Source organism: Paraburkholderia sp. EG286A (assembly GCF_040965375.1).
In the GTDB taxonomy this organism is placed as follows: Bacteria; Pseudomonadota; Gammaproteobacteria; order Burkholderiales; family Burkholderiaceae; genus Paraburkholderia.
The window spans coordinates 1044859-1067944 of record NZ_JBFRCB010000002.1; the positions used below are offsets into that span (position 1 = coordinate 1044859).

Genomic DNA, 23086 nt, shown 5'->3' on the forward strand with positions numbered 1-23086 from the left:
GTCTTGCTCCTTTGTAAGTGTTTGGTTCGTAGCCGTTAGGTAATTTGTAGTGCAGATTAAAAGAGTTTTTGTCTGAGCCTTTTTCCTCCATGATTCGTTTGAAAACGGCGTCCACGTGCTGGCCTTCGCCGCCTGTCGGCAGGGTCGTGAGACGCGGATCGATCCTCGGCGCGTCGCGTCGCGGACTCCGTCGCGCTGTTCGGTTGGTTGCGGGGAACGAAGTCGCTCGGCAAATGGATTTTTTCTGGGAACCGATGGCGGATCTCCCAGCAGTAGACCTCAAGAATCATCTTCACCCGCGACGGTCCGTGACCGAGGCGGTCCGAGAGCTGGGTCAGTACATCGACAGGTGGTACGCCGCGATCCAGTGCGGCGTTAGCGAAGTCGACCGCATACGTGAATCGCAGACTGTGGCTCGCGAGTTCCCGACGCATTGGCAATTGCTCGAAGCGTGATTTCAGGCGGGACTTCGCGCTTTTGAGATCGTCGTGGCAGCCGCTCACCAACTCAAAGTCGCGATCGCGGCAGAACGCCAGCGCTGCGTTGATTGCGTCGAGCGTCTCGTCGATATGGTCGGCCAGCACTTCGGTGCGGCGCGGGCGGCCGTTCTTGGCTCCGCGTTCGACAGGCAGGCGCCGATCTCCCTGCAAGATTAGATCTCGCCACGTTTCCAGTGATTTGCCGCACATGAGTGCCTCGCGCATGCGAAGTCCAAGCCAACGCATCAGGCGAATCACGTGCACGACGCTGCTGTCGAACGCCTGCGCTGCGGCGAGCAGGTCGCTGAATTCCTGGGGCGTACGCGCTCGATGCTTGCCATGCCGGTCTCGTCGCTCGAGCTGGAGGTCTCGACTGCGGGTTGAGCGGGACACATCTTGGCCGGCCGTACCTTGAATCACTGAGAGCGACGCTCGATAGTTCGCGAGGGTGCCAGGTTTCATCGCCCCGGCAACGAGGAACCAGACGAAGTATTCCAGCATCCAGTCTTCCGCCTGGTCCACCGCTTCCAGTGTGTGGCCAACGCGCGCGGCGAAACGTGAGAACTCGCTCCAGTGCAAGCGGCGGTGCTTCTGTGAGTCTTTGCTTCCGCCGGCGTCCCGACTCATCTGCGCGGCGTGGTTGACGCCTCTTGATCTTCGTCCCATAGGGTTCCTTTCCTGTGGCTGGCTGGTTTCTCCGCCTGTACTTCAGCCTCATGCGCGGGGCGGCGACGCACATGAGGGCACCCTGTTGCCACCGGCTGCGGTGGCGTCGTGTCCGCAAAGGACACGTGATTGAGCAGGGCCAACGAGGGTGCGACGTTGACCTGCTGTGATTCGGAAGTGCAAAAAGATGGGCAGAGGCGGTTTAGCTGAGGGTCCCCGGTTAGAACCGGTGGAAAGGTCTGCGCTTGGAAATGAGAGCCCCGGGGGCGGTATGAACACCTTGCGTCGCAAGGCGACGCATTCGATGTTCAACCGCATTTCTGTGCATGCAGCACGTGGGCGATGACGGCTCGCGTGAGGGCGAGCACGATGTGGGCGGATTCTCGGGTGAACAAGTCACGTCGGGATCGCGCTTGAGGGCGTGTGAACGGGTTGATGTGCGCCAGAGCGGCGCGTGGCAGACCAGAACGTTCGATGAGGTCCAGCGTTTCAGAGATGCGAAGAAGGACCACGATTGTCCGCAAGCGGACAATTGAGACATGCTGCTGATCCCGGTTGCACCAGGAGCTCAGTCATGCCTTCGGGTAGCCCCCTTCGATTTGGGCAAGTAACGTGTGTAGCGTTCAGGCGGGAAAACAGAATCCCGCACAAAAATGCCACACGACGCTTCGGAGAGCACTTGGCTCCAGCAATGCGAGGAAAGGATGAGCGATCAATGAATCGTCGGTGACCATCATTGCGTTGGCCAAAAGTGAGGCTGCAAGGCCTTCTTTTGTGCAAGTCAGATCTGTTTAGCGCCTTGCGGCGCGCGACTTTTCAAAGGTGTCGCAGGACCGTCAGCGGATAGACCGTCGGTGCCGGTTAGCGACTTATGAAGGGAGGTAAGCTTCGCGTGAGCTCACACCAGGGTTGTTGAACCAGCAGGCGTAAGCGACGACGAGAATGATGAGGCGACCTGGAAGCCGCGTGCAGTCACGAAGCGACCATGCGGGGGGTAGCACGAATGCATAGGATATTCGCCTGCGTCGGCGACAAAACCGACCACTCGACGAGCTCCCCGAAAGAGAGCATTGCATTCTTCGGTCCAGCCTGGTGAGGCTAGATCAACGTCTCAAAAGAATCTTGGGCGATAAGAGCCCTTACCCGCAAAAAGCGGTTTAACGGTCGATGCTCTGGTGAGCGACAGCAGCGACATTTAATCTCAATCATATGAGGATAGTCAAGCGCTTCCTTCGCGATGTGCATCTGCCATTACGGTCCTCGTTCCGTTTCCGGAACCGTGCTGACGACCGTTGCCCGGTAGACTTTGCGGCTTGCGCCATGCGCGGGCCGCGCCCGGTGTTACGCCGCGCGGCAAGGCCGTGTCCCAGCAAGCGCGGGCAAAGGCACTTGCCACGTTTCCCATGCCGTGTCCGCGGCTCAAATGCGCGGGGAGCCATATTGGGCTCTGTTGGCTGCCGGCGCGGGTCTGGACGGGTTGGGTGCGTGTTGAGTTCATCACCCTGACGCAATTCCACAACGAACAGCAGAATCGCCGCTGTTCTGCCTTGCTACGTCCCTTGGGCAAACAGCGCGCGCTTCATCTTCTGCAAGGTGCGGTACGGCGTCACGAAGTGAAGCAGGCTCTTCGCCACGCCCGCCCAGTCGCGCCAGTTGAGCACATTCAGATAACGCAACTGCAGGCGCAACGTCGATACAATCTGCCGGCGCCGCTTCGTCGCGCTGATACCGCCTTCGTTCAGCTCATAGTAGAGCCCAAGTTCCGGCAGATTCGCGCACTCGTAGCGCTCCATCAGTCGCAGGAACAGGTCGAGGTCCTCGGCGGCCGGATATTGCACGCGATAATTGCCCACGGCGAGCACGGCATCGACGCGCAGCATCACCGAAGGATGCACGAGCGGCGAGCGCAAGAGGCGCGTGCGCCGCAACGCGCGCGCATCGCTGCTCGGACGCAGCATGAAAAGCGGCTCGCCCGCGCGATTGACCACCTGGGTCCACGTGCCGAGCGCCGCGAGCGTGGGTTCCGCTTCCATGCGCGCGCGCTGTTTCGCGAGGCGCTGAGGCGCGGCGAGATCGCCTGCATCGATACGCGCCGCATAGCGAAACCCGCGCGCCGCGAGCGCCTCGACACCCGCCTGCAAGGCGCGCTCGATGCCACCGTTCTTCGCCATGCGCAAGACTTCCACGCACATGCCGGGCACCTCGGGCGCGACGATGGCTGGCGTGCTGCCATCGTCAACGACGAGCGCATAGATCGTTGCATCCTCACCGAACGAAGCGAGCGTGCGGGCAACGTCGTCCTGACCGTTGTAAGCGGGCATGAGCACGGCGACATCGGCAAGCACGCCCTCGCGTGCATCGCGCAGTGGAAGCGCGGCAGAATTCATCATGAAACGAGTTTGAAGCGGATGTAGTAGAGGTTCACGCAGGTCGCCGCGAGATAGCCCGCCGCGAGGCCGCAGAGCGCGCCATACGAGTCGAGTCGCGGTATCGCCACGAGATTCACGGCGAACGCCACGGCGAGCGCGAGCAGCCATTTCGCGAGCAGCACGAATTTCGCCTGATATTTGAGCACGACGAGGTTGCCGATGGCTTCGAGTCCCGCCGGCACCGAAAGCCACACGGCCCAGCGGAAGATGCCGATCGCGCCTTCATAGTCCGGCCCGAACACGCGGCCGATGATGAAACCCGCGAGCGCATCGAGCACGAGCGCGCCGGCCACCATCAGCACGGCCGTCATCGCGAAGAGGCGCACGAGGTTGCGGCGCAACTGCGCGGTCTGCTGCACGCGGTAAACGAAGGCGGGCGCGATCGTCTGCGAGAGCATGAGCGCGAGCGTGATCCAGTTCTCGTTGAGCTGCTGCGCGGCCGAGTAGCGGCCAAGATCGGCGAACGAGATCGTGCGCTCGAGCATCAGGCGGTCGAGCTTCAGGAACAGGTACATGCAGATGAGCCCGAGCCAGAACACCGTGCCCGCGCTTGCGAAATGCTTGAAAAGCGAGCGGTCCACGTGCCAGCCGAGCTTGCCGCCGTGGCGGCGCCGGAAGTAGAGCACCAGCGCCGCGCCAATCGCCGCCGATTCCAGCGCCCAGAGCCAGCCGAAGGTCGCGGGCGCGAACGCCGCGCGCGCAAGCAGGTACACAAGCAGCGCCTTGATCACGGCCGTCGTCATGCTTGCGAGCAATTGCGGCTTGCTGTAGGTCATGCTCTGCAGCCACGCGTTGATCACGCCCACGAACGGCTCACGAAACAGCATCGTCACGGCAAGCCCGGCGAGCATGGCGCCGACCATCGGATCGGTTACGCCGAGCGCAATGCCCGCCCACGTGACGAGAAGCGCCGCCGCCGACACGCCAATGCGCAGCGCAAACGCGCTCCCGAGCACGGTGCCGAGCTGCCCCGGCGGCCGGTTGACGATGGTGGGCACGAGAATCTCGGCGCCGCAGACCCAGGTCACGGGCGCGAGCACGAGCAGTAGTGTGTTGGCGTACTGCCACTTGCCGAATACGTCAGGGCCGAAATAGCGCGCGAGCACGCCGCTGATGACGATAGCCACCGCGATCTGCGTGACGCGCTCGAGGCCGAGCCACACGATGTTTGCAAACGCGCGGGCGACGTCGGGATTGCCAAAGCGCTTGAGGCTCAGCATCGCGCCTCGCTATGGCGGGCGGGCCAAAAAACGGGGCAGGCACGCGGGATGCGCAGTCTCTCCGCCATTTTTGACGAATATTTTGGCAATAAAAGAAAACGGCGAAGCATTAAAATGGGTGCATACCACTGCCGAAAAACGGCAATTATAGTTTGTAACGGAACCCACTTTTCGTAACTCCAGAGGCTTACAGTCGCCTGTCTGTGTTACGAATAGACCCGAAGTGCCATCAGGACGTGAGCCTCAACGTCAACTACCCCACTCTGAAAGGTGGAGCTTGAGGTGGTATGTCAAGCTCGGGTTGACCAGACCGAGTGCCGCAAGGCGCTACGTTGCGCAGAAGACAGTAGACCCACCGCCGGATGCTTCACCCAGTCCGGCGCACTGGAAGGGGCGGTTGCAGACAAGCGACCGGGTAAGTACGAAACGGATCGTCCCCGTCAGCTTTATCGCTGGCACCTGCTGCGCAACATCGTCGAGGGGAGACTTCCCGCAAGGGATGCGTCACAAGGCCCGTAAGGGCAAAAGCTTTACAGGAGCAGCCGTGGCCGTATTTGTGCTGGATCGAAGGGGTAAACCGCTGATGCCCTGCACCGAAAAGCGCGCGAGGTTGTTGCTCGCCCGTGGCCGCGCGCGCGTGCATCGCGTCATGCCTTTCGTGATCAGGCTCACCGACCGCAAGGCCGACGCCTGCTCGTTCCAGCCGCTGCGCGTCAAGCTCGATCCCGGTAGCAGGGTCACCGGCATTGCGCTCGTGCGCGAGGCAGATGACGGCATTGCCGTGCTTAACCTCTTCGAGCTGGTCCACCGTGGCCGCCAGATCAGCGAGGCGTTGACAGCTCGGCGGGCGTTTCGTCGCCGTCGTCGAGGCGCCAACCTGCGCTACCGTGCACCGCGCTTTCTCAACCGCAGCAAACCCGAAGGCTGGCTGGCGCCGAGCCTGATGCACCGCGTGCACACCACGATGGCGTGGGTGAACCGCATCCGCCGCTTAGCGCCGGTCGCAGCGCTCTCGTCGGAACTGATCCGCTTCGACATGCAGGCGCTTGAGAATCCGGAAGTCTCCGGCGTCGGGTATCAGCAGGGCACGCTCGCGGGCTACGAGGTCCGTGAGTATCTTCTCGAGAAGTGGAACCGTACTTGCATCTACTGTGATGCCACGGATCGCCCGCTGCAGGTCGAGCACCTCACGGCCAGGGCGCGCAATGGCAGCAACCGCATCGGCAATCTGGGGCTTGCCTGTGGCGGCTGCAACCAGGAGAAAGGCTCGCTCAACGTGCGGGAGTACGTCAAGGATCCGAAGCGTCTCGCGCGCATCCTCGCCGCCGCCTCGCGTCCGTTGAAAGATGCCGCAGCCGTCAATGCGACGCGCCGGGCGCTAGCCGATGCACTGCGGGCCACCGGCCTGCCGCTCGAACTCGCCTCAGGTGGGCGCACGAAATTCAACCGTGTCACGCACGGTATTCCGAAAACCCATGCCCTCGATGCCGTGTGTGCAGGCTGCGTCAACGCGGTCCGCGACTGGCAGCGCCCGTCGCTGACGATTGCAGCGACCGGGCGCGGCAGCTACCAGCGTACGCGCCTTACGCGCTACGGCTTCCCCCGGGGCTATCTCATGCGGCAGAAGCAGGTGCAGGGATTCCAGACCGGCGACCACGTGCGCGCTGACGTGCCGCACGGCAAGAGAGCTGGCGTCCATACCGGTCGTGTTGCGGTTCGCGCGACTGGCTCGTTTAACATCCAGACAGCCACCGCTGTCGTTCAGGGCATTAGCCATCGCCACTGCACGCTCATTCAGCGTGGTGACGGCTATGCGTACCTTCAACCCAAGGATAGCTTCCGACAGGAAGACGCGGGTGATGGGCGTGCTTCGCACGCCGCGCTATCCCTCCCCGGCATGAATCCGGGGTTTCTCGCGCAATCTGATGATTTCGAAATCGATTTTCAAGGCATATGACATTCGCGGCGTGATCGGCAAGACGCTCGACACCGACACCGCGCGCGCCATTGGCCGCGCCTTCGGCAGCGAAGTGCGCGCTCAGGGCGGCGACGCCGTGGTGATCGCGCGCGACGGCCGGCTCTCGGGTCCCGATCTCTCGCGAGCGCTGGCCGACGGCCTGTGCGAGGCCGGTGTGGACGTGGTCGACGTCGGCATGGTGCCCACGCCCGTGGGCTACTTCGCCGCGAGCGTGCCGCTCAAGCTCGCGGGCGGCGAGCGCAACGTGGACTCGTGCATCGTCGTGACGGGCAGCCACAATCCGCCCGACTACAACGGCTTCAAGATGGTCCTGCGCGGCAAGGCCATTTACGGCGACCAGATCCTTGCGCTGTATGACCGCATCGTTGCAGATCGTTTCGACGCAGGCGAGGGCAGCTACACGAAGTACGACATCGCCGACGCGTATGTCGATCGCATCTTGAGTGACGTGAAGCTCGCGCGCCCGCTGAAGATCGTCGTCGACACCGGCAACGGCGTGGCCGGCGACCTGGCGCCGCGTCTTTTCAAGGCGATGGGCTGCGAGCTGGTCGAGCTCTTCACGGAAGTGGACGGCAATTTCCCGAACCACCATCCGGACCCGGCGCACCCCGAGAATCTGCAGGATGTGATCCGCGCGCTCAAGGAAACGGATGCGGAAATCGGCTTCGCGTTCGACGGCGACGGCGACCGTCTGGGCGTCGTGACCAAGGACGGCGAGATCATCTACCCCGATCGCCAGCTCATGCTGTTTGCCGAGGAAGTGCTTTCGCGCAATCCGGGCAAGCAGATCATCTATGACGTGAAGTGCACGCGCAATCTCGCGAAGTGGGTGAAAGAGAAGGGCGGCGAGCCGCTCATGTGGAAGACGGGCCACTCGCTCGTGAAGGCGAAGCTGCGCGAAACCGGCGCGCCGCTCGCGGGTGAGATGAGCGGTCACGTGTTCTTCAAGGACCGCTGGTACGGCTTCGACGACGGCCTGTACACGGGCGCACGTCTGCTCGAAATCCTCTCGCGCGTGGCCGATCCGAGCAAGCTGCTCAACGACCTGCCGAACTCGCACGCTACGCCCGAGCTGCAATTGAAGCTCGAGGAAGGCGAGAACTTCGAGCTGATCGGCAAGCTGCAGAAGAACGCGAAGTTCACGGGCGCCGACGAGGTCATCACCATCGACGGCTTGCGCGTGGAATACCCGGACGGCTTTGGCCTTGCCCGCTCGTCGAACACCACGCCCGTGGTCGTGATGCGCTTCGAGGCCGATAACGACGCCGCGCTCGCGCGCATCCAGGCCGACTTCAAACGCGTGATTCTCGCCGAGAAGCCGGACGCGAAGCTGCCGTTCTGACGAAGACGTTCCGGCGGCCCGCCGCTACGTAGACAGCGAGCCCGCACACGACCGATTTAACGGCTGTGTGCGGGCTCGCGAACGTTTACGGGCTCGTTGTGACTGTCGCGCGGCAAGCTGTTCGCCCATACTTCGGGATACAAGCTGTCGCGAGGCACGACCGGCACGAGATGCGCCGCCAGACTGAATGGCGGGGCGTCGCGGTCTCCCGGCCCGAGCGTCGCGCATGTCGAGGAGGGCCGGGGGATGCTGCGTGTCATCGGGTTCAGAACCAGGTTCGGAGTCGCTGAAGTCATTGCGACCGGCGATCGTGTCTCGATTGCCTGGGCCAATCAGGCGGCATGATCGTGCGCGACGATTCCATCCATCGCGATTCCCGGCCATTGCACGCGGCGCCCGCCTGGCTCGACGGGCAGCGTATCTGTATTTACGCGGCCTTCGTGCTGCTGGTGAATATTGGCTACTTTTCGCTGCGGATCTGGTTTGGATGCATCGACCGGATACCCAACGTCAGCCCGCCAGGTTGGGATTTCGCCGTATTCTGGAGCGCCTCCTGGCTCGCGTTGCATGGGCCGGCAGCCAGCGTGTTCGACACTGCCCTCATCGAGCGGATCGCGTTACCGCTGCAGAACATGCTGCCGACGCCCTTCGTCACGCCGTGGACCTATCCGCCCACGTTTTTGCTGGTCATGCTCCCGGCCGCGTTGCTGCCTTTCTCCGTCTCGTGTCTCGCCTATGTATCGGCAGGCATGGCCTTCGCATACCACGTGTGCGCGCGCATCCTGCCAACTGTGCGGAACCCGTCATGGTGGCTGTCGGTTGTCGCTTTTCCTGCCGTCTGGGTCGCGGCCGGCGCCGGGCAGAACTCATTTTTGACTTTTGGGCTCTTGGGGCTGGGACTCATCTCGCTCACCAGGCGCCCATGGCTCGCAGGCATTTGCTTCGGATTGCTGGCCATTAAACCGCAGCTGGGCCTCGTGATTCCCATTGCGTTGCTGTTCGGCAGGCATTGGCGCGCCTTCGTCTCGGCGGCGCTGACTGTCGGCGCGTTTTCCGCGCTCGCCGGGCTGGTGCTCGGATTCGACACGTTCTCCCGCTTTGCGCAGGCATTGCCCGCCTTTAGCCAGTTCGTCGTCGAGTATTCAGACCGGTGGCCGCGCGGCATATCGACGGCGTTTGGCGCGGCGCGCCATTTCGGCGTGGCAGTGCCGACCGCGTATGGCTTGCACGCGGTCGTGGCGGCGCTGGCCGCTAGCGCCGTCGCCTGGCTTTGGGCCGTGCGCGCGCGATTCGAGTTGCGGGCGTCGGTGCTCGTGCTCGCCACACTGCTGGTGCCGACCTATGTGATGCCCTACGACCTGCTTCTGCTCGGCTTGCCGATCCTGTGGCTCGTGCGCGATGGTGCCCGCAACGGCTGGATTCGCGGCGATGGGGTCGCGGTAGTGAGCGCATGGCTCTCGCCGCTCGTCTTCTATACCCCTGGCGATTGGGCGGCCGGCGTTTATGTACCGGTCATCGTGTTCGCTTTGTTGATGGTCGTCGTGCGGCGCCACCTTGCGCAACAGGCTGCGCACGCTGGCGAGCGGCAGCTGGCAGATATCAATGCAGGGACCGGGTTAGCTGCAAAATAATGCCATTCAGAGCTGGTACACAGCCAGGTGGCGTCAGAGGCGCATCGCGTGAGTTCACGCTGGCGTTGACTTACGGGGGACAACATGAGTAACGATCAATCGAGCACCGGTGCCGGGCACACGCCCAGTGATTCGGGCGGGCTTCTCGCCATGTTGGTGTTGCTGTATTGCCTTCCTTCGATCATCGCCTTCCAAGGTATGCACCGTAAGCGACGCGCCATCACGAGGCTTAACATGCTGCTCGGATGGACCGTGCTCGGCTGGTTTGCCGCTTTCCTGTGGGCGCTGACTGCCGTTCAGAAGGCGGGATCTGCAATGAGCGATCGCGCGCGTGCAAATGCGAGAATCGACAAGGAAGTGCGGACGGTCTTTCGCTGAGTTCACTCCACATCCACACATCGGCGGTCGCACGCTGCAGCTTGCGGCCGGCGAACGCCGCGGCCCCGCACGTCTATTTCGCGTGGTCGCGTGAGGCGCGTATCAGTATCAGAACGAGCCACGCAGGGAGGAGGAATGCCGCCCATGAGTGCGTGGCTGTCGTATTGCAGATCGAGAGAAACGACAGCAGGGGCGTGAACCACGCCAGCGTCACGAAGGCATAGTCCATAGCGGAAAGAGACGTTGATGAGTGGCGTGCATTAGCGTGGGCGCAAATGCACACGATAGGTAGAAGCAGCCAGGCGAGATCGTAGTACACGAGATAGGGCTGAATCATGAGCGTGGTGACGATGGCGGCCGCCGCGAGCAGTTCCCGGTTCATCCGGCGCGCCCAGGCCATCGAAGTGGCCAGCACCGCCGCAAGGGCGATTGCGATGTGTATCGAGTACGCCGCGCCAGCGCCTACGCCGGCCGCACGCAAGAACGCGAAGACAGTGGGCATGGCACGCCAGAGATGGCCTTCGCCTTGTACTAGTGCGACATCCTGAAACCACGCCGCGGCTTGAAAGAACTTGATCCATAGCGACCAGCCAAACAGGGCGGCGCTTGCGGCGCTGAGGACGGTCGCCGTCAAGATCGTTGCGGCGCAGGCTCGATAATGGCGGCCGCACAGAAAGAACAGTGGGAACAGGATGCCCAATTGAGGCTTGATCACGAGCATGCCCGCACAGATACCTGCAAGAATCGGCGCAGTCTCGAGGATGCCGAGCGCACCGGCCGCCAGTGCAAGTGTTAGCAGAGAGTTCTGCCCATAGACCATCGTTACCCAAATGCCCGGAAACGCCACGACCGTCGCCCAGGGCAAAGTATTCTGTCTCATCAGCGGCATGCAGGCGAGCAAGCACCCCGCAACGCCGATACCCAAAAAGAGTGCGTACGAAGCGGCGTAGGGCAGCGATGCCAGCGGGTACACGAGCAACTGAAACGTCGGCGGGTAGATCCACGGTCCGAACATATCCGCCAAAGGCGTGCCCGCCTGCAGCGACGCCTCGCAGGCCAGTAGCCGTTGGTTGTCGAACGCTGCCGCAGCCCCGTGGCGCAGTGAAACCTCAGAGGCGCACCAGAAGACCCGAAAATCCGAACCGGGGAGCGGGACCCCTTCTTTATGGAGGCCCCAATAGCACACCGCCCAGATTCCGATTAGCGCCGCCTGCAAGATGAACAATGCCGCGCTGTACAACCTGATTCGATCACGGCTCAGCCACGGCTGTTGTTTTGCCGTAGCTGTCTTGTGGCTGGCCTGGGTCGCAACGCGCATCGCGAGGCCCTGCGAATTTACCGCGACCCTTGATCGACGCATCTTCATCGGCCGGCTGCGCGCACCTGCGACGCGTCACGCCAGCGAACCAGTTCCAGCGGTGCGCTATGGGGACGGGCCTCTGCGCGTTCGACTGGCAGGACGCTGATGCCGGCACGCGACTCGTAGCGCCGGCGCACGAGGTAGACAGGTCGCTCTTTTGACTCGTCGTAAATACGCCCGACGTATTCGCCAATGACACCGATGCCGACCAGCTGTATGCCGCTCATGAACAGCACCACGGAAACGAGAGAAGCGTAGCCCGGCACGGGATTGCCGAACAGCAACGTGCGGCCGACCATGAACGTACCGTAGCAAAACGCGAGCGCGGCTATCGCGCCGCCGATATACATCCAGATACGCAACGGCACGGTGCTGAAACTCGTAATGCCTTCGAGAGCAAAATTCCACAGGCGCCAGCCAGAGAACTTGGTTTTGCCCGCGCTGCGTGGTGTGCGTTCATAGTCGAGCGTGACCGTATTGAATCCGACCCACGCGAACAGCCCCTTCATGAACCGATGCCGCTCCGGAAGACTGCGCAGCGCATTGACCACTTGACGATCCATGAGTCGGAAGTCGCCCACATTTTCGGGGATCTTCAATTCCGATAGTGCGTTGTGGATGCGATAGAACAACGCTGCGGTTGTGCGCTTGAGAAAGGAATCGCAGGCGCGGCTCGCGCGCCGGGCGAGTACGACTTCCGCGCCCTGGCGCCAACGCTGGATCATCTCCGGGATCAACGAGGGCGGATCCTGCAGGTCTGCATCGATGACGACGACAGCGTCGCCGGACGCTTCGTGGAGACCCGCTGTGAGTGCAGCCTCCTTGCCGAAGTTGCGCGTGAGATCGATGACCTTGACGCGCCGGTCGCGTTGGCTCACGAGGACCAGCTTGTCAAGTGTGGCGTCTCGGCTGCCGTCGTTGATGCAGACGATCTCGAAGCGCACGGATTCAATGGACTCCATCGTCGCGATGATCTGTTCGAAGAACACTTCGACGCCGTCCTGTTCGTTGTAGAACGGAGCGACGATAGAGATGAGCGGGCTCTCGAGCGCGAGTGCGGCGCGACGCACTTGCTCGTCGATAGGCATGTTCATGATGTTTTCTCCCTCTTACGACGAGGCTGCGGTGTTGGAGATTGCCTGCGCGCTTCGCTCGCGCGCGATCTGCGCGATCAGCATCCAGAGCGTGGCGATCGAGATGAGCGGGGTGAACGGGACGTGCAGATGAGAAACGAGCGTGAGGCCGGCTATGGGGGCAAGCCAGAGTACGGCCAGCCATTCCCGCTGTCCGCGCTGAAAGCCGTGGTCTCTCGCGTGATGGACCACCCATGCGATCACGATTCCATACCAGGTCAGGTCATAGTCATAGAGGTATGGGCTCACGAGCATGCTGGCGCATACGAGCACGGCGGCGCGCAGCCCGAAAGCGCTGGGCCGGCCCCACGCGTAGCAGACGGCGGCGGCGGCGCACAGGGCGGATACGGCCTGTGCGCCGCTGGCGAGCGCGGTTGGCGCATGGAGCAGCTTGAGCGCCGCGAACGGCGTGGGCACCCGAAACAGGAGGGCCCGTCCCGTTTCGACGAAGCTGTTGGCGAGCCCCATGTTATGAACGAACGCGACAAGCGTTTCGCTGCCGAAAGCCAGTACCGAGAGCCCCAGTGAAAGCGCCACGCCCACGCTCATTGCGACCAGTGCGCGCCACGAGCGTGAAGCCAGCAGCGCAAGCGGAATGAGCACGCACAGCTGTGGCTTCATCGCGACGAGTGCAAAGCAGAGCCCCGCGAGAATCGGGCGGCGGCGCAACAGGATCAGTCCGAGCCCAACCAGTGACGCCGTGAGCAGCCCATTCTGGCCGGACGTCAGCACGAGCGCGGAACCCGGGAAGGCGATTGCGAGAAGCGCGGTGCGCGGGTGAGGCGCGATCGTCTTGACCACTTTGACGAACAGGGCGAGCGCGCCGAACAGGAAGATGGGTGCAGAGAGCGTGAACGGCAGCAGTGCCAGCGGATAAACGAAGAGCAGGAACGTCGGCGGATAGAGCCACGGAAGGACGCCGACGGGCCGCCCCGCGGCATATTCCTCGACGGGCTTCAGGATGTCGAAGTTGTACGCATCCACCGCGTGTCCTTGCAGGGCGAGATGCGAGGCGCTCCAGAACGGCAGGCAGTCCACGGCAAGCACGCTCAGTTGCGGGTCTTTCAGCCATACGAGGTGATACACGTAGGCCAGCGCCACGCCAAGATAGTAAGCGAGCGCTGCGAGCGGGTAGACCCACAGGCGCGAGCCGCTCAACCAGTGCGAGCGGGACTGTTGGATTCCCAGGGGCAGAGCGGGCGTGGCCCTGGAAGTGCTCATGGAATCGCGGAAAGTCGTCTGGTTCATGGCGTGGTCTCTCGCCTATAGGGTGGAATCGATGCGTGCTCGACGGAGCACGGCGAGCAGCATGAGCAACAGGATCGCGGGTCCGGTTTGTGGCAGCCTGAGAATCTGGTTGACGAACTCGAACACTGGCAGGAGCCAGACGAGGAGCAGCACGGGTTGCTCGCCGCGCAGCCACCCACGGCGTAATCCAGTCGCGAGGAGACCTGCGCAAGACAAGCCGACCCACGTTAGTTCGTAGTGCCAGACATAAGGCGTGACGATGAGCGTGGCTGTTCCGAGCGCGGCTGCGCGCAGGGCGGGGTCACACGTCGTGCGCCAGATCTTCCATGCGCCGCAAGCAGCGATGACGGCAATCGCTGCCTGCATCAGTCCCGCTGCGACGAGCGACGCGCCAATGAGCCGCAGCGAAGCGAACACGGACGGCGAGGCGAGCCAGAAGCGGACGTCGTGCTCGAGGATGAGTTCGCGCGCCATGCCAACATTCCCTGCAAACAACCGAAGCGATGGAGAGCCGCAGAGCGCGATGCTTGCGATGAAAAAAAGCACGGCCGTCAAGGCGGCCCATCCAAACACTCTCCATGCGCGTGCCGCGATCAGAACGAGTGGGAACAGGATGCCGAGTTGCGGCTTGATCATCAGCAATCCGATGCAGATCCCGGCGATCACGGGGCGCCGGTCGATCGATGCGATCGCAAACGCGGCGAGCGCCGCGGTAATTAGCGCGTTCTGCCCGAAGATGGCACACACCATCACACATGGCATCGCGAGCACGATGTAGCGAGCGGCTGCGCTGCCAAGCGGGCCTTGTGCGAGTCCGGAAACGCGAACGGTTGCACAGACAAACGCGAAGGCGCTCGCGCCCAGGAAGGCGAAATAGGCAAGCGGAAGCGGCAACAGCGCGAGCGGCGTGACGAACAGGAGGAACGTGGGCGGATACAGCCAGGGGATGAATGCGCTCTTGGGTAAGCCACCCGTCACCGCGGCCACGATGCGGGAGAACGCCGAGTATTCGAAGACCGCGGAGGCCTGGCCGTGCAGGACTGCGTGGCTGGCGGACCAGAATACGAGCAGGTCGGAGCCCGGGCGCCAGCCGCCTGCATCGGCAAAGCCGTGAGTCACCCACGCCCAGAGCGCCACGAAGCCGACACCGATGACGAGCATGACGGTGCTGTAGGCAATGAGTCTCTCGCGCGAAAGCCAGGAGCACGCCGTCAACTGCAAGCGTGAGCCATCCGGCTCAAGTGGTCGCATTTTTTGTAGTCCCCGTTGAATATTTTCAGTGGGCGGTACACCCGCCTCGTTTTTCCCCGAACACGCAAGCAGTGCGCTGCATGGCAGGCAATTCCTGTGTGTTGCCTGGATTATTGGAAGACGAGTGCAACGGGAGCAATGCAGACTGCATTGTCAATGTTCGCGCGCGAACACTCGCCCGCAAAGTCGCCTTGAATGAATAAAGCGCTGAAAAAAAAGCGCGTTGCGTAGTGCGTCGACGGGGCGGATGTTGTCGGGTAACTACTGATTCTGGGGTGAAGGGTGCCGCAGGAGTTTTGTATAAACGCGTGCTTAATGCTCGTCTTCCTAACTAAAAAAGTAGTGGACTTATCAACGTAATGTCATGTCTGGCTAACTTATAGACGAACGATCGTATTGAAGTTAAAAGAGAATTGTTCCATAAATGCAGGGGTAAACGCGAGAGTTGAAGGTGAACCGAATGTGGGCGACAGAGTTTTAACAATCTCGAAGTGGTGGATAAAACATGCTTATGGCTGTCGACGCGTCGTCGTATTAAGCGGGCTGGGCCACATGCAGCGTGTCAATTTTTCCGATTTGGTGTGTTGAGGAACAGGAAATTGTTGCGCGTGTGGCGAAGCGCACAAAGTCATCGGTTTGACACGCGTAGAACTGCGCCTGTGGCTGCAGCACCGAACCCGGTACGTAGCCCGACCCACCCTCAAAACCACATGGAAACGGAATCGGGGGTTAACCATGTACACATCGATTGGAGATCACAAAATGCAAAAGATCATCGCTCAGGCAAAGACCTTCGCTCGTGACGAAAACGGCATCACGGCTCTCGAGTACGGGATGCTCGCGGGTCTGATCACGGTGCTGATCATCGCCAGCATCGCATCGATCGGCTCGACACTGAAGAACGTGTTCTCCGACGTTGCGTTCGCGATCTGATCGGCGCCGGGGCGAGTGGGCACCCAACGCAAGCCTCACTCGCTCCAATCGCTGAAAGGACCGGATTAAACACATTCATAACTCGCAGGGGATCAAAAATGCAAAAGCTCATCGCTCAGGTGAAGACCTTCGCTCGTGACGAAAACGGCATCACGGCACTCGAGTACGGGATGCTCGCGGGTCTGATCACGGTGCTCATCATTGCCAGCATCGCATCGATCGGATCGACGCTGAAGAACGTGTTCTCCGACGTCGCCTACACGATCTGACTGATGCGCGGGGCGAGTGGGAGTGGGTATGCAACGCAAACTGCACTCGCCCTGCATCTCACACCAAACAGGGGATCAAAAATGCAAAAGCTCATCGCTCAGGTGAAGACCTTCGCACGCGACGAAAACGGCATTACGGCGCTCGAGTACGGGATGCTCGCGGCCCTGATCACGGTGCTGATCATGGCGAGCATCGCATCGATCGGCACCACGCTTCAAAACGTCTTCTCCGACATCGTCAATACGCTCTAACCCGCGCGCTGGCGAGCGAGGTTGGTCATGACAAAGCAGGTGTAACCCGGGAGCGCACAAATGGAATTCACGATGCTGTCTGTTTCCTTGCCGCCGCAGCCGGTTCCGCTGTGTGTGATCGCGTTGGCGATCCTTGCGGCCAGCACGGACATCGTAAGTCGCCGGATTCCGAACCTGCTGATCGTGGTCGGTGTTGTCTCGGCGCTCGCGGTGCAGATCGCGCTGCGCGGCGCCGTTCCTGGCTGCGCGGTCTGGCTGGGTGGCGCGGCGACCGGGTTCGCGCTTCTGCTGCCGTTCTATTTGCTACGCGGCATGGCGGCCGGCGACGTCAAGTTGCTGATGATGCTGGGTGCGTGGCTCGGAGCGGCGGCAACCGTCGATATCGCAGTCAACACTTTCATCATCGGCGGGGTGTGGTCGTTAGGGGTTGCCCTGGTGCGCGGACAACTGGTGCGTCTGATGGGAAACGTCGCAGCGTTGCTCGCGGGAGCGAGCCGCGTCGCGCGCATGGCAGGTGTATCGCCAGGTACGGTGCGGGAATCGGTTGGATCGATTCCGTATGGTGTCGCGATCGCCGGGGGAACGGTTGCCGTGCTGTTCACGATGGTGAGCTGACGCACTGGCCGGTGCCCACGGGACAAGGGCCGGGTTTTCGGTCCGTCGATTACTAATGTTATGGAATGCTTACGGGGGATGTCATGAAAAACAGCCGCGCGTTCGTCATGCTCGCGATTGCTCTGCTGGCGGGTCTCGCCGCAGTAGTGTTCGCTTCCAAGTGGTTGCTTCAAACGTCGTCAGGCGCCACGGTACCCGTTGCCGTCGCATCCGACGACATCAATCTCGGCCAGCCGATCAATGAAACGATGATCAGAACGGTCAGCTGGCCAAAGGACAGCCTCCCGCCAGGGACATTCGCCATACCGAAGGATCTCGACGGGCGGGTGGTGCGCGCAAGCCTCACGCGGGGTGAACCGGTGCTCGAGTCGAAGCTCGCGCCCGTGGGCACCAAAGGCGGGCTATCCGCTGTGATCGGCGACGGACATCGCGCGATCACGGTCCGCGTGAACGATGTGGTCGGCGTCGCGGGCTTCGCGTTGCCGGGCAACTACGTCGACGTGATCGTCAACACGCAGGAGCCGGAGAAGAAGGCCGACACCCAGCAGCAGAGCATCTCGAAGATCGTACTCGAAAAAATTCTGGTGCTGGCCGTCGCGCAGCAGGTCAATCGCGACGACACCGCGCCCAAGGTCGTGAACGCGGTGACCCTGGAGGTGACGCCCGAGCAGGCGGAGAAGCTCGATCTGGCGCGCAGCGTGGGCACGCTCTCACTCGTCCTGCGCAACCAGGTGGACGACAACAAGCTCATGACCGACGGCGCGACCAAGCAGACTTTGCTCGGTGGTCCGCTGCCGCCGCCCGTGCCGCTGCCGGAACCGGCACACCCGGTGCGTGTGAAGTACGCCGAGCGTGCGCCGGCCAAGCGCAACTGTATCGGTGTGCTGTCGGGTGTGACCGGCAGTCAGGAGTGTTTCTGAAAGCAGGCAGAACGGCTGCCTGAACCCGGCGATGACCTTCCGGGCAGAGGGCGAGTGAGCGGTAAAGCCGCCATTAAAACGTAGGTAAGTACGGGGTATAACGATATGGATACCAAAGTAAACGTGGGGTCCACGGGGGCCCGCGACGGCGTTCGTCCGTGGCGCGTCGCAACGCTTGCCTGGGTTTGTGCCGGGTTGATGACTTCGACACCGGGCTGGGCACAGCAGGCAAACGGGAACGCAGGCCAGGAGAAGCCGGCCGCAAGCGCTGCGGTTCCCATGGGCAAAGGTCCCATGCAGATGACCATCAGCATGGGGCCGGCGCAAGGCAGCAGCGCGCCGCCCAAAGCGGTGGCGGGACCGCTGCGCGGACCGAACTGCGTGGGCCCCATTCGCAACGAGAGCAATGTGGTCGTGCCGCTTGGCAAGTCGACGCTCGTGCCGATCGACGAACCGGTGCGCAACCGTACGCTCGGCAATCCGGAGGTCGCGCAGGCGACCATGGTTTCGCCGCAAACGCTCTACATCGTCGGCCAGGCGGTCGGGACGACCAACATGATCGTCCAGGGCAAGAGCGGCGCCTGCCAGGTGATCGATGTGATCGTCAGCGCCGACTCCGGCGGCCTGCAGGCCGCGCTCGCGCAACTCATGCCGCAGGAGCGCGACATCCGCGTCTCGACGGCCGCCGACAACATCGTGCTCGCCGGTCATGTGTCGAGCGCGCAGGCCGCCCAGCAGGCCGTGGAAATTGCCCAGGTGTTCGGCGTGAGCGGTCAGAGCAATAACGGCGCGCACACGGGCGGTGTGATCAACATGCTGAGCGTCGATTCCCCGCAGCAGGTCATGCTCGAAGTGAAGGTCGCCGAAGTCGACAAGACGCTGATCGACCAGCTCGGCTCGGCCGTCAATATCCAGGGCGGCTTCGGCTCCTGGACGGGCGCGCTCGTGAGCAATCTGCTTGCGGGCGTCTCGAGCGCATTCGGTTTCTCGAAGGCGAACAACAACCCGCTCAAGTTCGCCATCGACGCGCAGAAGACCGACAACCTCGTGAAGATCCTTGCCGAGCCTAACCTCGTCACGATCAGCGGTCAGGAAGCCACTTTCCTCGCCGGCGGCAAGATCTTCATCCCCGTGCCGCAAAGCGGTGGCGGCACTTCCGCCACGGCGATCACGCTGCAGGAAGAGGAGTTCGGCGTGGGGCTCAAGTTCACGCCGACGGTGCTCAACGGCGGGCGCATCAACCTGAAGGTGGCGCCGGAAGTCTCGGAACTGTCGCCCACGGGCGTCACGCTGAGCGCGGCGAACGTGAGCGGCGTCACGATCCTGCCGCTCATCACGACGCGGCGTGCTTCCACCACGGTCCAGATGCACGACGGCGAGTCGTTCGCGATCGGCGGGCTTATCAGCAACAACATTACCGGCTCGCTCAAGGCCGTGCCAGGCCTCGGTGAGATTCCGGTGCTGGGCGCGTTGCTCAGGAGCACCTCGTTCCAGCAGGACCGCTCGGAGCTGATCTTCATCGTCACGCCGCACCTCGTGAAGCCGGTGGCAGACATCGCGCAACTCCAGATGCCCACGGACAGCTTCTCGCAGGTCCACGAAGCCGACGTGTACGCGACGGGCAACATGGAAGGCCGCGCGAATCGCAATCAGGGACGTTTTGCACCGCCCGCGCCCGCTGGCACGCAGGCCGTACCGGCTGAACCCGCACCTGGCGCTACGCCTGCCGTGCCCGCCGCACCTGCCGCACCACAGACGCCGGCTGCGCTGCCCGCACCGCAGGTCTCTTCCCGACGCGAAGAGTCGCCGGCGCCGACCGTGCCGGCGCCTGCTGAAGCGCTCGTGCAGTCCGTACCCACGCAGCAGGTGAACGCGCAGGCCCTCGTGCCTCCACCGGGTGAGGACAGCGCGGCGCGCGCGCTGCGAATCGAGCGCGAGGCGGCACGGATCGCGTCGAACGATACCTCCGCTCATTGACCAGGCGACCAGGAGACCAAAATGAAACTCGAAAACTTTGCATTCGTTCGCCGGTTCCTGCTGATCGCGCCGCTCGGTGCAGCGCTCGGTGGTTGCATGACCAGCTCGCCGATCTGGGAGGCGCACTTCGGGGAAGCCGTGCGCCACTCGATGCAGGCGCAAATCATCGACCCGGAAGCGGGCCAACACGCATCGCAGCCGGGTGTGGACGGCAAGTCGGCGGCATCGGCGATGGATAACTACGACAAGTCGTTCCAGCATCCGACGGCATCTGCGAACCCCTACACGATTGGCGTAAGCGGTGGCGGCGGTAGCCAGTGAGCGCCGTTACGCACACACGCGCAACTGGCCGGGAAGGGAACAACAGCGGGGACATACGATCATGATCGACATACTCATTACCTCGACGGACGCAGAGCGGCTTGCGCAGATCATGCGCACGATTGCGGGATGCGGCCCGTACCGCACGACGCGTAGCGTGGGCACGCCGTTCGATCTCGTGGAGCGCGGCGACACGCTCGACGCGTTCGACGTCCTGATCGTCGACGCGCGGGGTTTGCAGGAGGCACAGTTGCCTTCCGTGAGCGAGCTGTGCCGTCGTTGCGAACGGCTCACGTGCATTCTGCTGATTCCGGAGGCGTCGCCTGAGGAACTCATCGCGGCAATGCGCGCGGGCTTTCGCGACGTGGTCACGGGGCCGCCGGACGGCCGCACGATCGGCGAAGCATTGCAGCGTGCAATCGGCCAGCGTGCGCATGGGAGCACACGCACGTCGCGCATCGTCTCGTTCATGTCGTGCAAGGGCGGCGTGGGGACGAGCTTCATTGCGGCGAACGTGGCGCATATCGTCTCGCAGACGCAGAACCGTCGCGTGCTGCTGATCGACCTGAACCAGCTCTACGCGGACGCGGCGTTCCTCGTCACAGCGGAGACGCCGCCCTCGACGCTGCCGCAACTGTGCGCCGAAGTGGACCGCATGGACGTGGCGCTCTTCGAAGCGAGTGTGATGCATGCCGCCGGGAACTTCGACATCCTGGCGGGCGCGGGCGACCCGATCAAGGCGAGCGAGATGCGTCAGGACAGGCTCGAATGGGTGCTCGGCGTCGCCGCGCCCCGTTACGACTGCGTGATCCTCGATCTCGGTCAGACGATCAATCCGCTTTCCATGCTCGCGCTCGATCGCAGTGACGAGATCCACATCGTCCTGCAGGCGAGCATGCCGCATCTTCAGGCAGGACGCCGCTTGCAGGAGATCCTGCAATCGCTCGGCTACGGGCCGGAGCGCATGCGCCTGCTGCTGAACCGGCAGACGCGTCACGGCGAGCGCGTGCGCGAGGCCGCCGACACCGTGCTCGGCATGAAGCCATTTCTCGTCATTCCCGACGACGCGCGCGCCGTGGCCGAGGCCGTCAATCAGGGCGTGCCGATTGCCACCGCAGCGCCCGGCAGCCCGGTGACGCGCAGCCTGCGCACGCTGGCGTCGAGCGTCGCGCTCCCGAATGCGAACGGCGCGACTGCGCGGGGCAAGGGCGAATCCCTGTTCGCGCGCATGCTCGGCCGCCAGGCGCCGGCCAAACTCGGATTGATGTAAAGGAGAAAAGTCATGTCTCTTCGCGAGCAGATCTTTGCGCAGCGCCTCGAGCCGACGATCGTCGAGCGCGCCGATACGGGCGCCGCCGCCGCGGTAGCCCCGGCGACGCCGTCCCGGGTGAAGACCGAGGCGTACCAGAAGCTGAAGTACGACACGCATCATGCCGTGCTCGAACGGGTGGAACTCGAGCGTCTCTCACGCATGCCCCAGGAGCAGATCCGCAGCGAGATCAACGCGCTCGTGGGCCGCATACTCGAAGAGCAGAAGGCGCTGGCGAACGACCTCGAGCGCAAGCAGCTGGCCATCGACGTGTACGACGAGATGTTCGGCTTTGGCCCACTCGAGCCGTTGCTGCGCGACCCCACTGTCTCGGACATTCTCGTGAACACGTGGTGCCAGACTTACGTGGAGCGCCGCGGCAAGCTCGAACTCACCGATGTCAACTTCTACGACGACGCCCATCTCATGAAGGTGATCGAGAAGATCGTCTCGCGGGTGGGGCGGCGCATCGACGAGTCGAGCCCGATGGTCGACGCGCGCCTGCCCGATGGCTCGCGCGTGAACGCCATCATTCCGCCTTCGGCCGTGGACGGGCCGCTCGTATCGATCCGGCGTTTTGCGGTCAAGCCGTTGCTGGTCTCGGATCTGATCGAACTGCAAACGCTCACGCCGCCCATGGCCCAGGTGCTCGAAGGCCTCGCGCGTGCCAAGGTCAACATTCTGGTTTCGGGCGGCACCGGCAGCGGCAAGACGACCATGCTCAACGTGCTGTCGGGCTTCATTCCGAACGACGAGCGCATCGTGACGATCGAGGACGCCGCCGAACTTCAACTGCGCCAGGATCACGTGCTGCGCCTCGAGACGCGTCCGCCGAACATCGAAGGCAAAGGCGAGATCGCCCAGCGCGCGCTCGTGCGCAACGCGCTGCGTATGCGCCCTGACCGCATCATCCTCGGCGAAGTGCGTGGCGCGGAAGCGCTCGACATGCTCAACGCGATGAACACCGGCCACGAAGGCTCGCTTGCGACGATCCACGCCAACACGCCGCGCGATGCGCTCACGCGCCTCGAGAACATGATCAGCATGGGCGGCCTGGCCTTGCCGCCGCGCACGATGCGCCATCAGATCTCCTCCGCGATCTCGGTCGTCGTGCAGGCCGCACGCCTGACCGATGGCCGTCGCAAGATCGTGAGCATTTCGGAGCTGACCGGCATGGAGGGCGACATCATCAACATGCAGGAGATCTTTACGTTCAAGCGCACGGGCATGGATTCGAACGGCAACGTGCGTGGCCACTTCTGTGCGACAGGTGTGCGGCCGAAATTCTGCGAACGGTTCGCGGCGTTTGGCGTGAACCTGCCCGAGCAGATTTTCGATCCGGGCCGCCGTTACGACACGGTCTGATATTCACGAC

Annotated in this window: 20 protein-coding genes; 13 read left to right on the plus strand and 7 right to left on the minus strand. The window is 62.9% G+C overall.

The window, feature by feature from the left end:
- Positions 1 to 56 precede the first annotated feature (56 nt).
- From AB4Y35_RS11290 to AB4Y35_RS11300, 3 genes are all read right to left on the minus strand, one after another.
- Positions 57 to 1145 (minus strand): integrase domain-containing protein, encoded by a 1089-nt coding sequence (locus tag AB4Y35_RS11290; protein ID WP_368704451.1) that lies wholly within the window; start codon positions 1143 to 1145, stop codon positions 57 to 59.
- A 1550-nt stretch (positions 1146 to 2695) separates the two neighbouring features.
- Positions 2696 to 3532, minus strand: coding sequence for a glycosyltransferase (locus tag AB4Y35_RS11295; RefSeq protein WP_368704646.1), 837 nt, complete (start codon positions 3530 to 3532; stop codon positions 2696 to 2698).
- The gene (locus tag AB4Y35_RS11300) at positions 3532 to 4794 is read right to left on the minus strand and encodes an oligosaccharide flippase family protein (protein ID WP_368704452.1); all 1263 of its coding nucleotides are present in this window, start codon (positions 4792 to 4794) and stop codon (positions 3532 to 3534) included. The genes AB4Y35_RS11295 and AB4Y35_RS11300 overlap by 1 nt, the downstream gene beginning before the upstream one ends.
- A 544-nt stretch (positions 4795 to 5338) precedes the next feature.
- Here AB4Y35_RS11300 and iscB point away from each other — a divergent pair.
- The 4 genes from iscB to AB4Y35_RS11320 all read left to right on the plus strand — a co-directional run bounded on the left by iscB (position 5339) and on the right by AB4Y35_RS11320 (position 10123).
- Positions 5339 to 6751, plus strand: coding sequence for an RNA-guided endonuclease IscB (iscB, locus tag AB4Y35_RS11305; RefSeq protein WP_368704453.1), 1413 nt, complete (start codon positions 5339 to 5341; stop codon positions 6749 to 6751).
- The gene (locus AB4Y35_RS11310; protein WP_368704454.1) at positions 6720 to 8114 is read left to right on the plus strand and encodes a phosphomannomutase/phosphoglucomutase; all 1395 of its coding nucleotides are present in this window, start codon (positions 6720 to 6722) and stop codon (positions 8112 to 8114) included. The genes iscB and AB4Y35_RS11310 overlap by 32 nt, the downstream gene beginning before the upstream one ends.
- A gap of 341 nt (positions 8115 to 8455) precedes the next feature.
- Positions 8456 to 9745 carry a glycosyltransferase family 87 protein gene (locus AB4Y35_RS11315; protein ID WP_368704455.1) on the plus strand — a complete coding sequence of 430 codons (1290 nt, stop codon included), beginning with the start codon at positions 8456 to 8458 and terminating at the stop codon, positions 9743 to 9745.
- An 84-nt stretch (positions 9746 to 9829) separates the two neighbouring features.
- The gene (locus tag AB4Y35_RS11320; protein ID WP_368704456.1) at positions 9830 to 10123 is read left to right on the plus strand and encodes a superinfection immunity protein; all 294 of its coding nucleotides are present in this window, start codon (positions 9830 to 9832) and stop codon (positions 10121 to 10123) included.
- Positions 10124 to 10196: 73 nt separating this feature from the next.
- Here AB4Y35_RS11320 and AB4Y35_RS11325 read toward each other — a convergent pair whose 3' ends face one another.
- Genes AB4Y35_RS11325 through AB4Y35_RS11340 form a run of 4 tightly spaced genes read right to left on the minus strand, consistent with a single transcriptional unit; the run spans position 10197 to position 15115 of the window.
- Positions 10197 to 11489, minus strand: coding sequence for a glycosyltransferase family 87 protein (locus AB4Y35_RS11325; RefSeq protein ID WP_368704457.1), 1293 nt, complete (start codon positions 11487 to 11489; stop codon positions 10197 to 10199).
- Positions 11486 to 12571 carry a glycosyltransferase family 2 protein gene (locus AB4Y35_RS11330; protein WP_368704647.1) on the minus strand — a complete coding sequence of 362 codons (1086 nt, stop codon included), beginning with the start codon at positions 12569 to 12571 and terminating at the stop codon, positions 11486 to 11488. The genes AB4Y35_RS11325 and AB4Y35_RS11330 overlap by 4 nt, the downstream gene beginning before the upstream one ends.
- A 21-nt stretch (positions 12572 to 12592) precedes the next feature.
- Positions 12593 to 13837, minus strand: a complete 1245-nt coding sequence (locus AB4Y35_RS11335; RefSeq protein WP_368704458.1) for a glycosyltransferase family 87 protein — start codon at positions 13835 to 13837, stop codon at positions 12593 to 12595.
- 42 nt (positions 13838 to 13879) lie between these two features.
- Positions 13880 to 15115, minus strand: a complete 1236-nt coding sequence (locus AB4Y35_RS11340) for a glycosyltransferase family 87 protein (RefSeq protein ID WP_368704459.1) — start codon at positions 15113 to 15115, stop codon at positions 13880 to 13882.
- Positions 15116 to 15877: 762 nt separating this feature from the next.
- Between AB4Y35_RS11340 and AB4Y35_RS11345 the strand changes: the two genes are divergently transcribed.
- The 9 genes from AB4Y35_RS11345 (at position 15878) to AB4Y35_RS11385 (ending at position 23076) form a co-directional block, all read left to right on the plus strand.
- Positions 15878 to 16048, plus strand: coding sequence for a Flp family type IVb pilin (locus AB4Y35_RS11345; RefSeq protein WP_368704460.1), 171 nt, complete (start codon positions 15878 to 15880; stop codon positions 16046 to 16048).
- A gap of 98 nt (positions 16049 to 16146) precedes the next feature.
- Positions 16147 to 16317, plus strand: a complete 171-nt coding sequence (locus AB4Y35_RS11350) for a Flp family type IVb pilin (protein ID WP_368704461.1) — start codon at positions 16147 to 16149, stop codon at positions 16315 to 16317.
- Positions 16318 to 16398: 81 nt separating this feature from the next.
- Positions 16399 to 16569, plus strand: coding sequence for a Flp family type IVb pilin (locus tag AB4Y35_RS11355; protein ID WP_368704462.1), 171 nt, complete (start codon positions 16399 to 16401; stop codon positions 16567 to 16569).
- Between the two features lie 72 nt (positions 16570 to 16641).
- A complete protein-coding gene (locus AB4Y35_RS11360) occupies positions 16642 to 17184 on the plus strand; it encodes a prepilin peptidase (protein WP_368704648.1) in 543 nt (180 codons plus the stop codon).
- Between the two features lie 83 nt (positions 17185 to 17267).
- A complete protein-coding gene (gene cpaB / locus AB4Y35_RS11365; protein ID WP_342921481.1) occupies positions 17268 to 18104 on the plus strand; it encodes a Flp pilus assembly protein CpaB in 837 nt (278 codons plus the stop codon).
- A 300-nt stretch (positions 18105 to 18404) separates the two neighbouring features.
- Positions 18405 to 20081, plus strand: a complete 1677-nt coding sequence (locus AB4Y35_RS11370; protein ID WP_368704649.1) for a type II and III secretion system protein family protein — start codon at positions 18405 to 18407, stop codon at positions 20079 to 20081.
- Between the two features lie 21 nt (positions 20082 to 20102).
- Positions 20103 to 20402 carry a hypothetical protein gene (locus AB4Y35_RS11375; protein ID WP_368704463.1) on the plus strand — a complete coding sequence of 100 codons (300 nt, stop codon included), beginning with the start codon at positions 20103 to 20105 and terminating at the stop codon, positions 20400 to 20402.
- A 61-nt stretch (positions 20403 to 20463) separates the two neighbouring features.
- On the plus strand, positions 20464 to 21672 hold the full coding sequence (locus AB4Y35_RS11380; RefSeq protein WP_368704464.1) for an AAA family ATPase: 1209 nt from the start codon (positions 20464 to 20466) through the stop codon (positions 21670 to 21672).
- A gap of 12 nt (positions 21673 to 21684) precedes the next feature.
- Complete coding sequence (locus AB4Y35_RS11385; protein WP_368704465.1) at positions 21685 to 23076, plus strand: CpaF family protein; 1392 nt, start codon at positions 21685 to 21687, stop codon at positions 23074 to 23076.
- Positions 23077 to 23086: the final 10 nt, after the last annotated feature.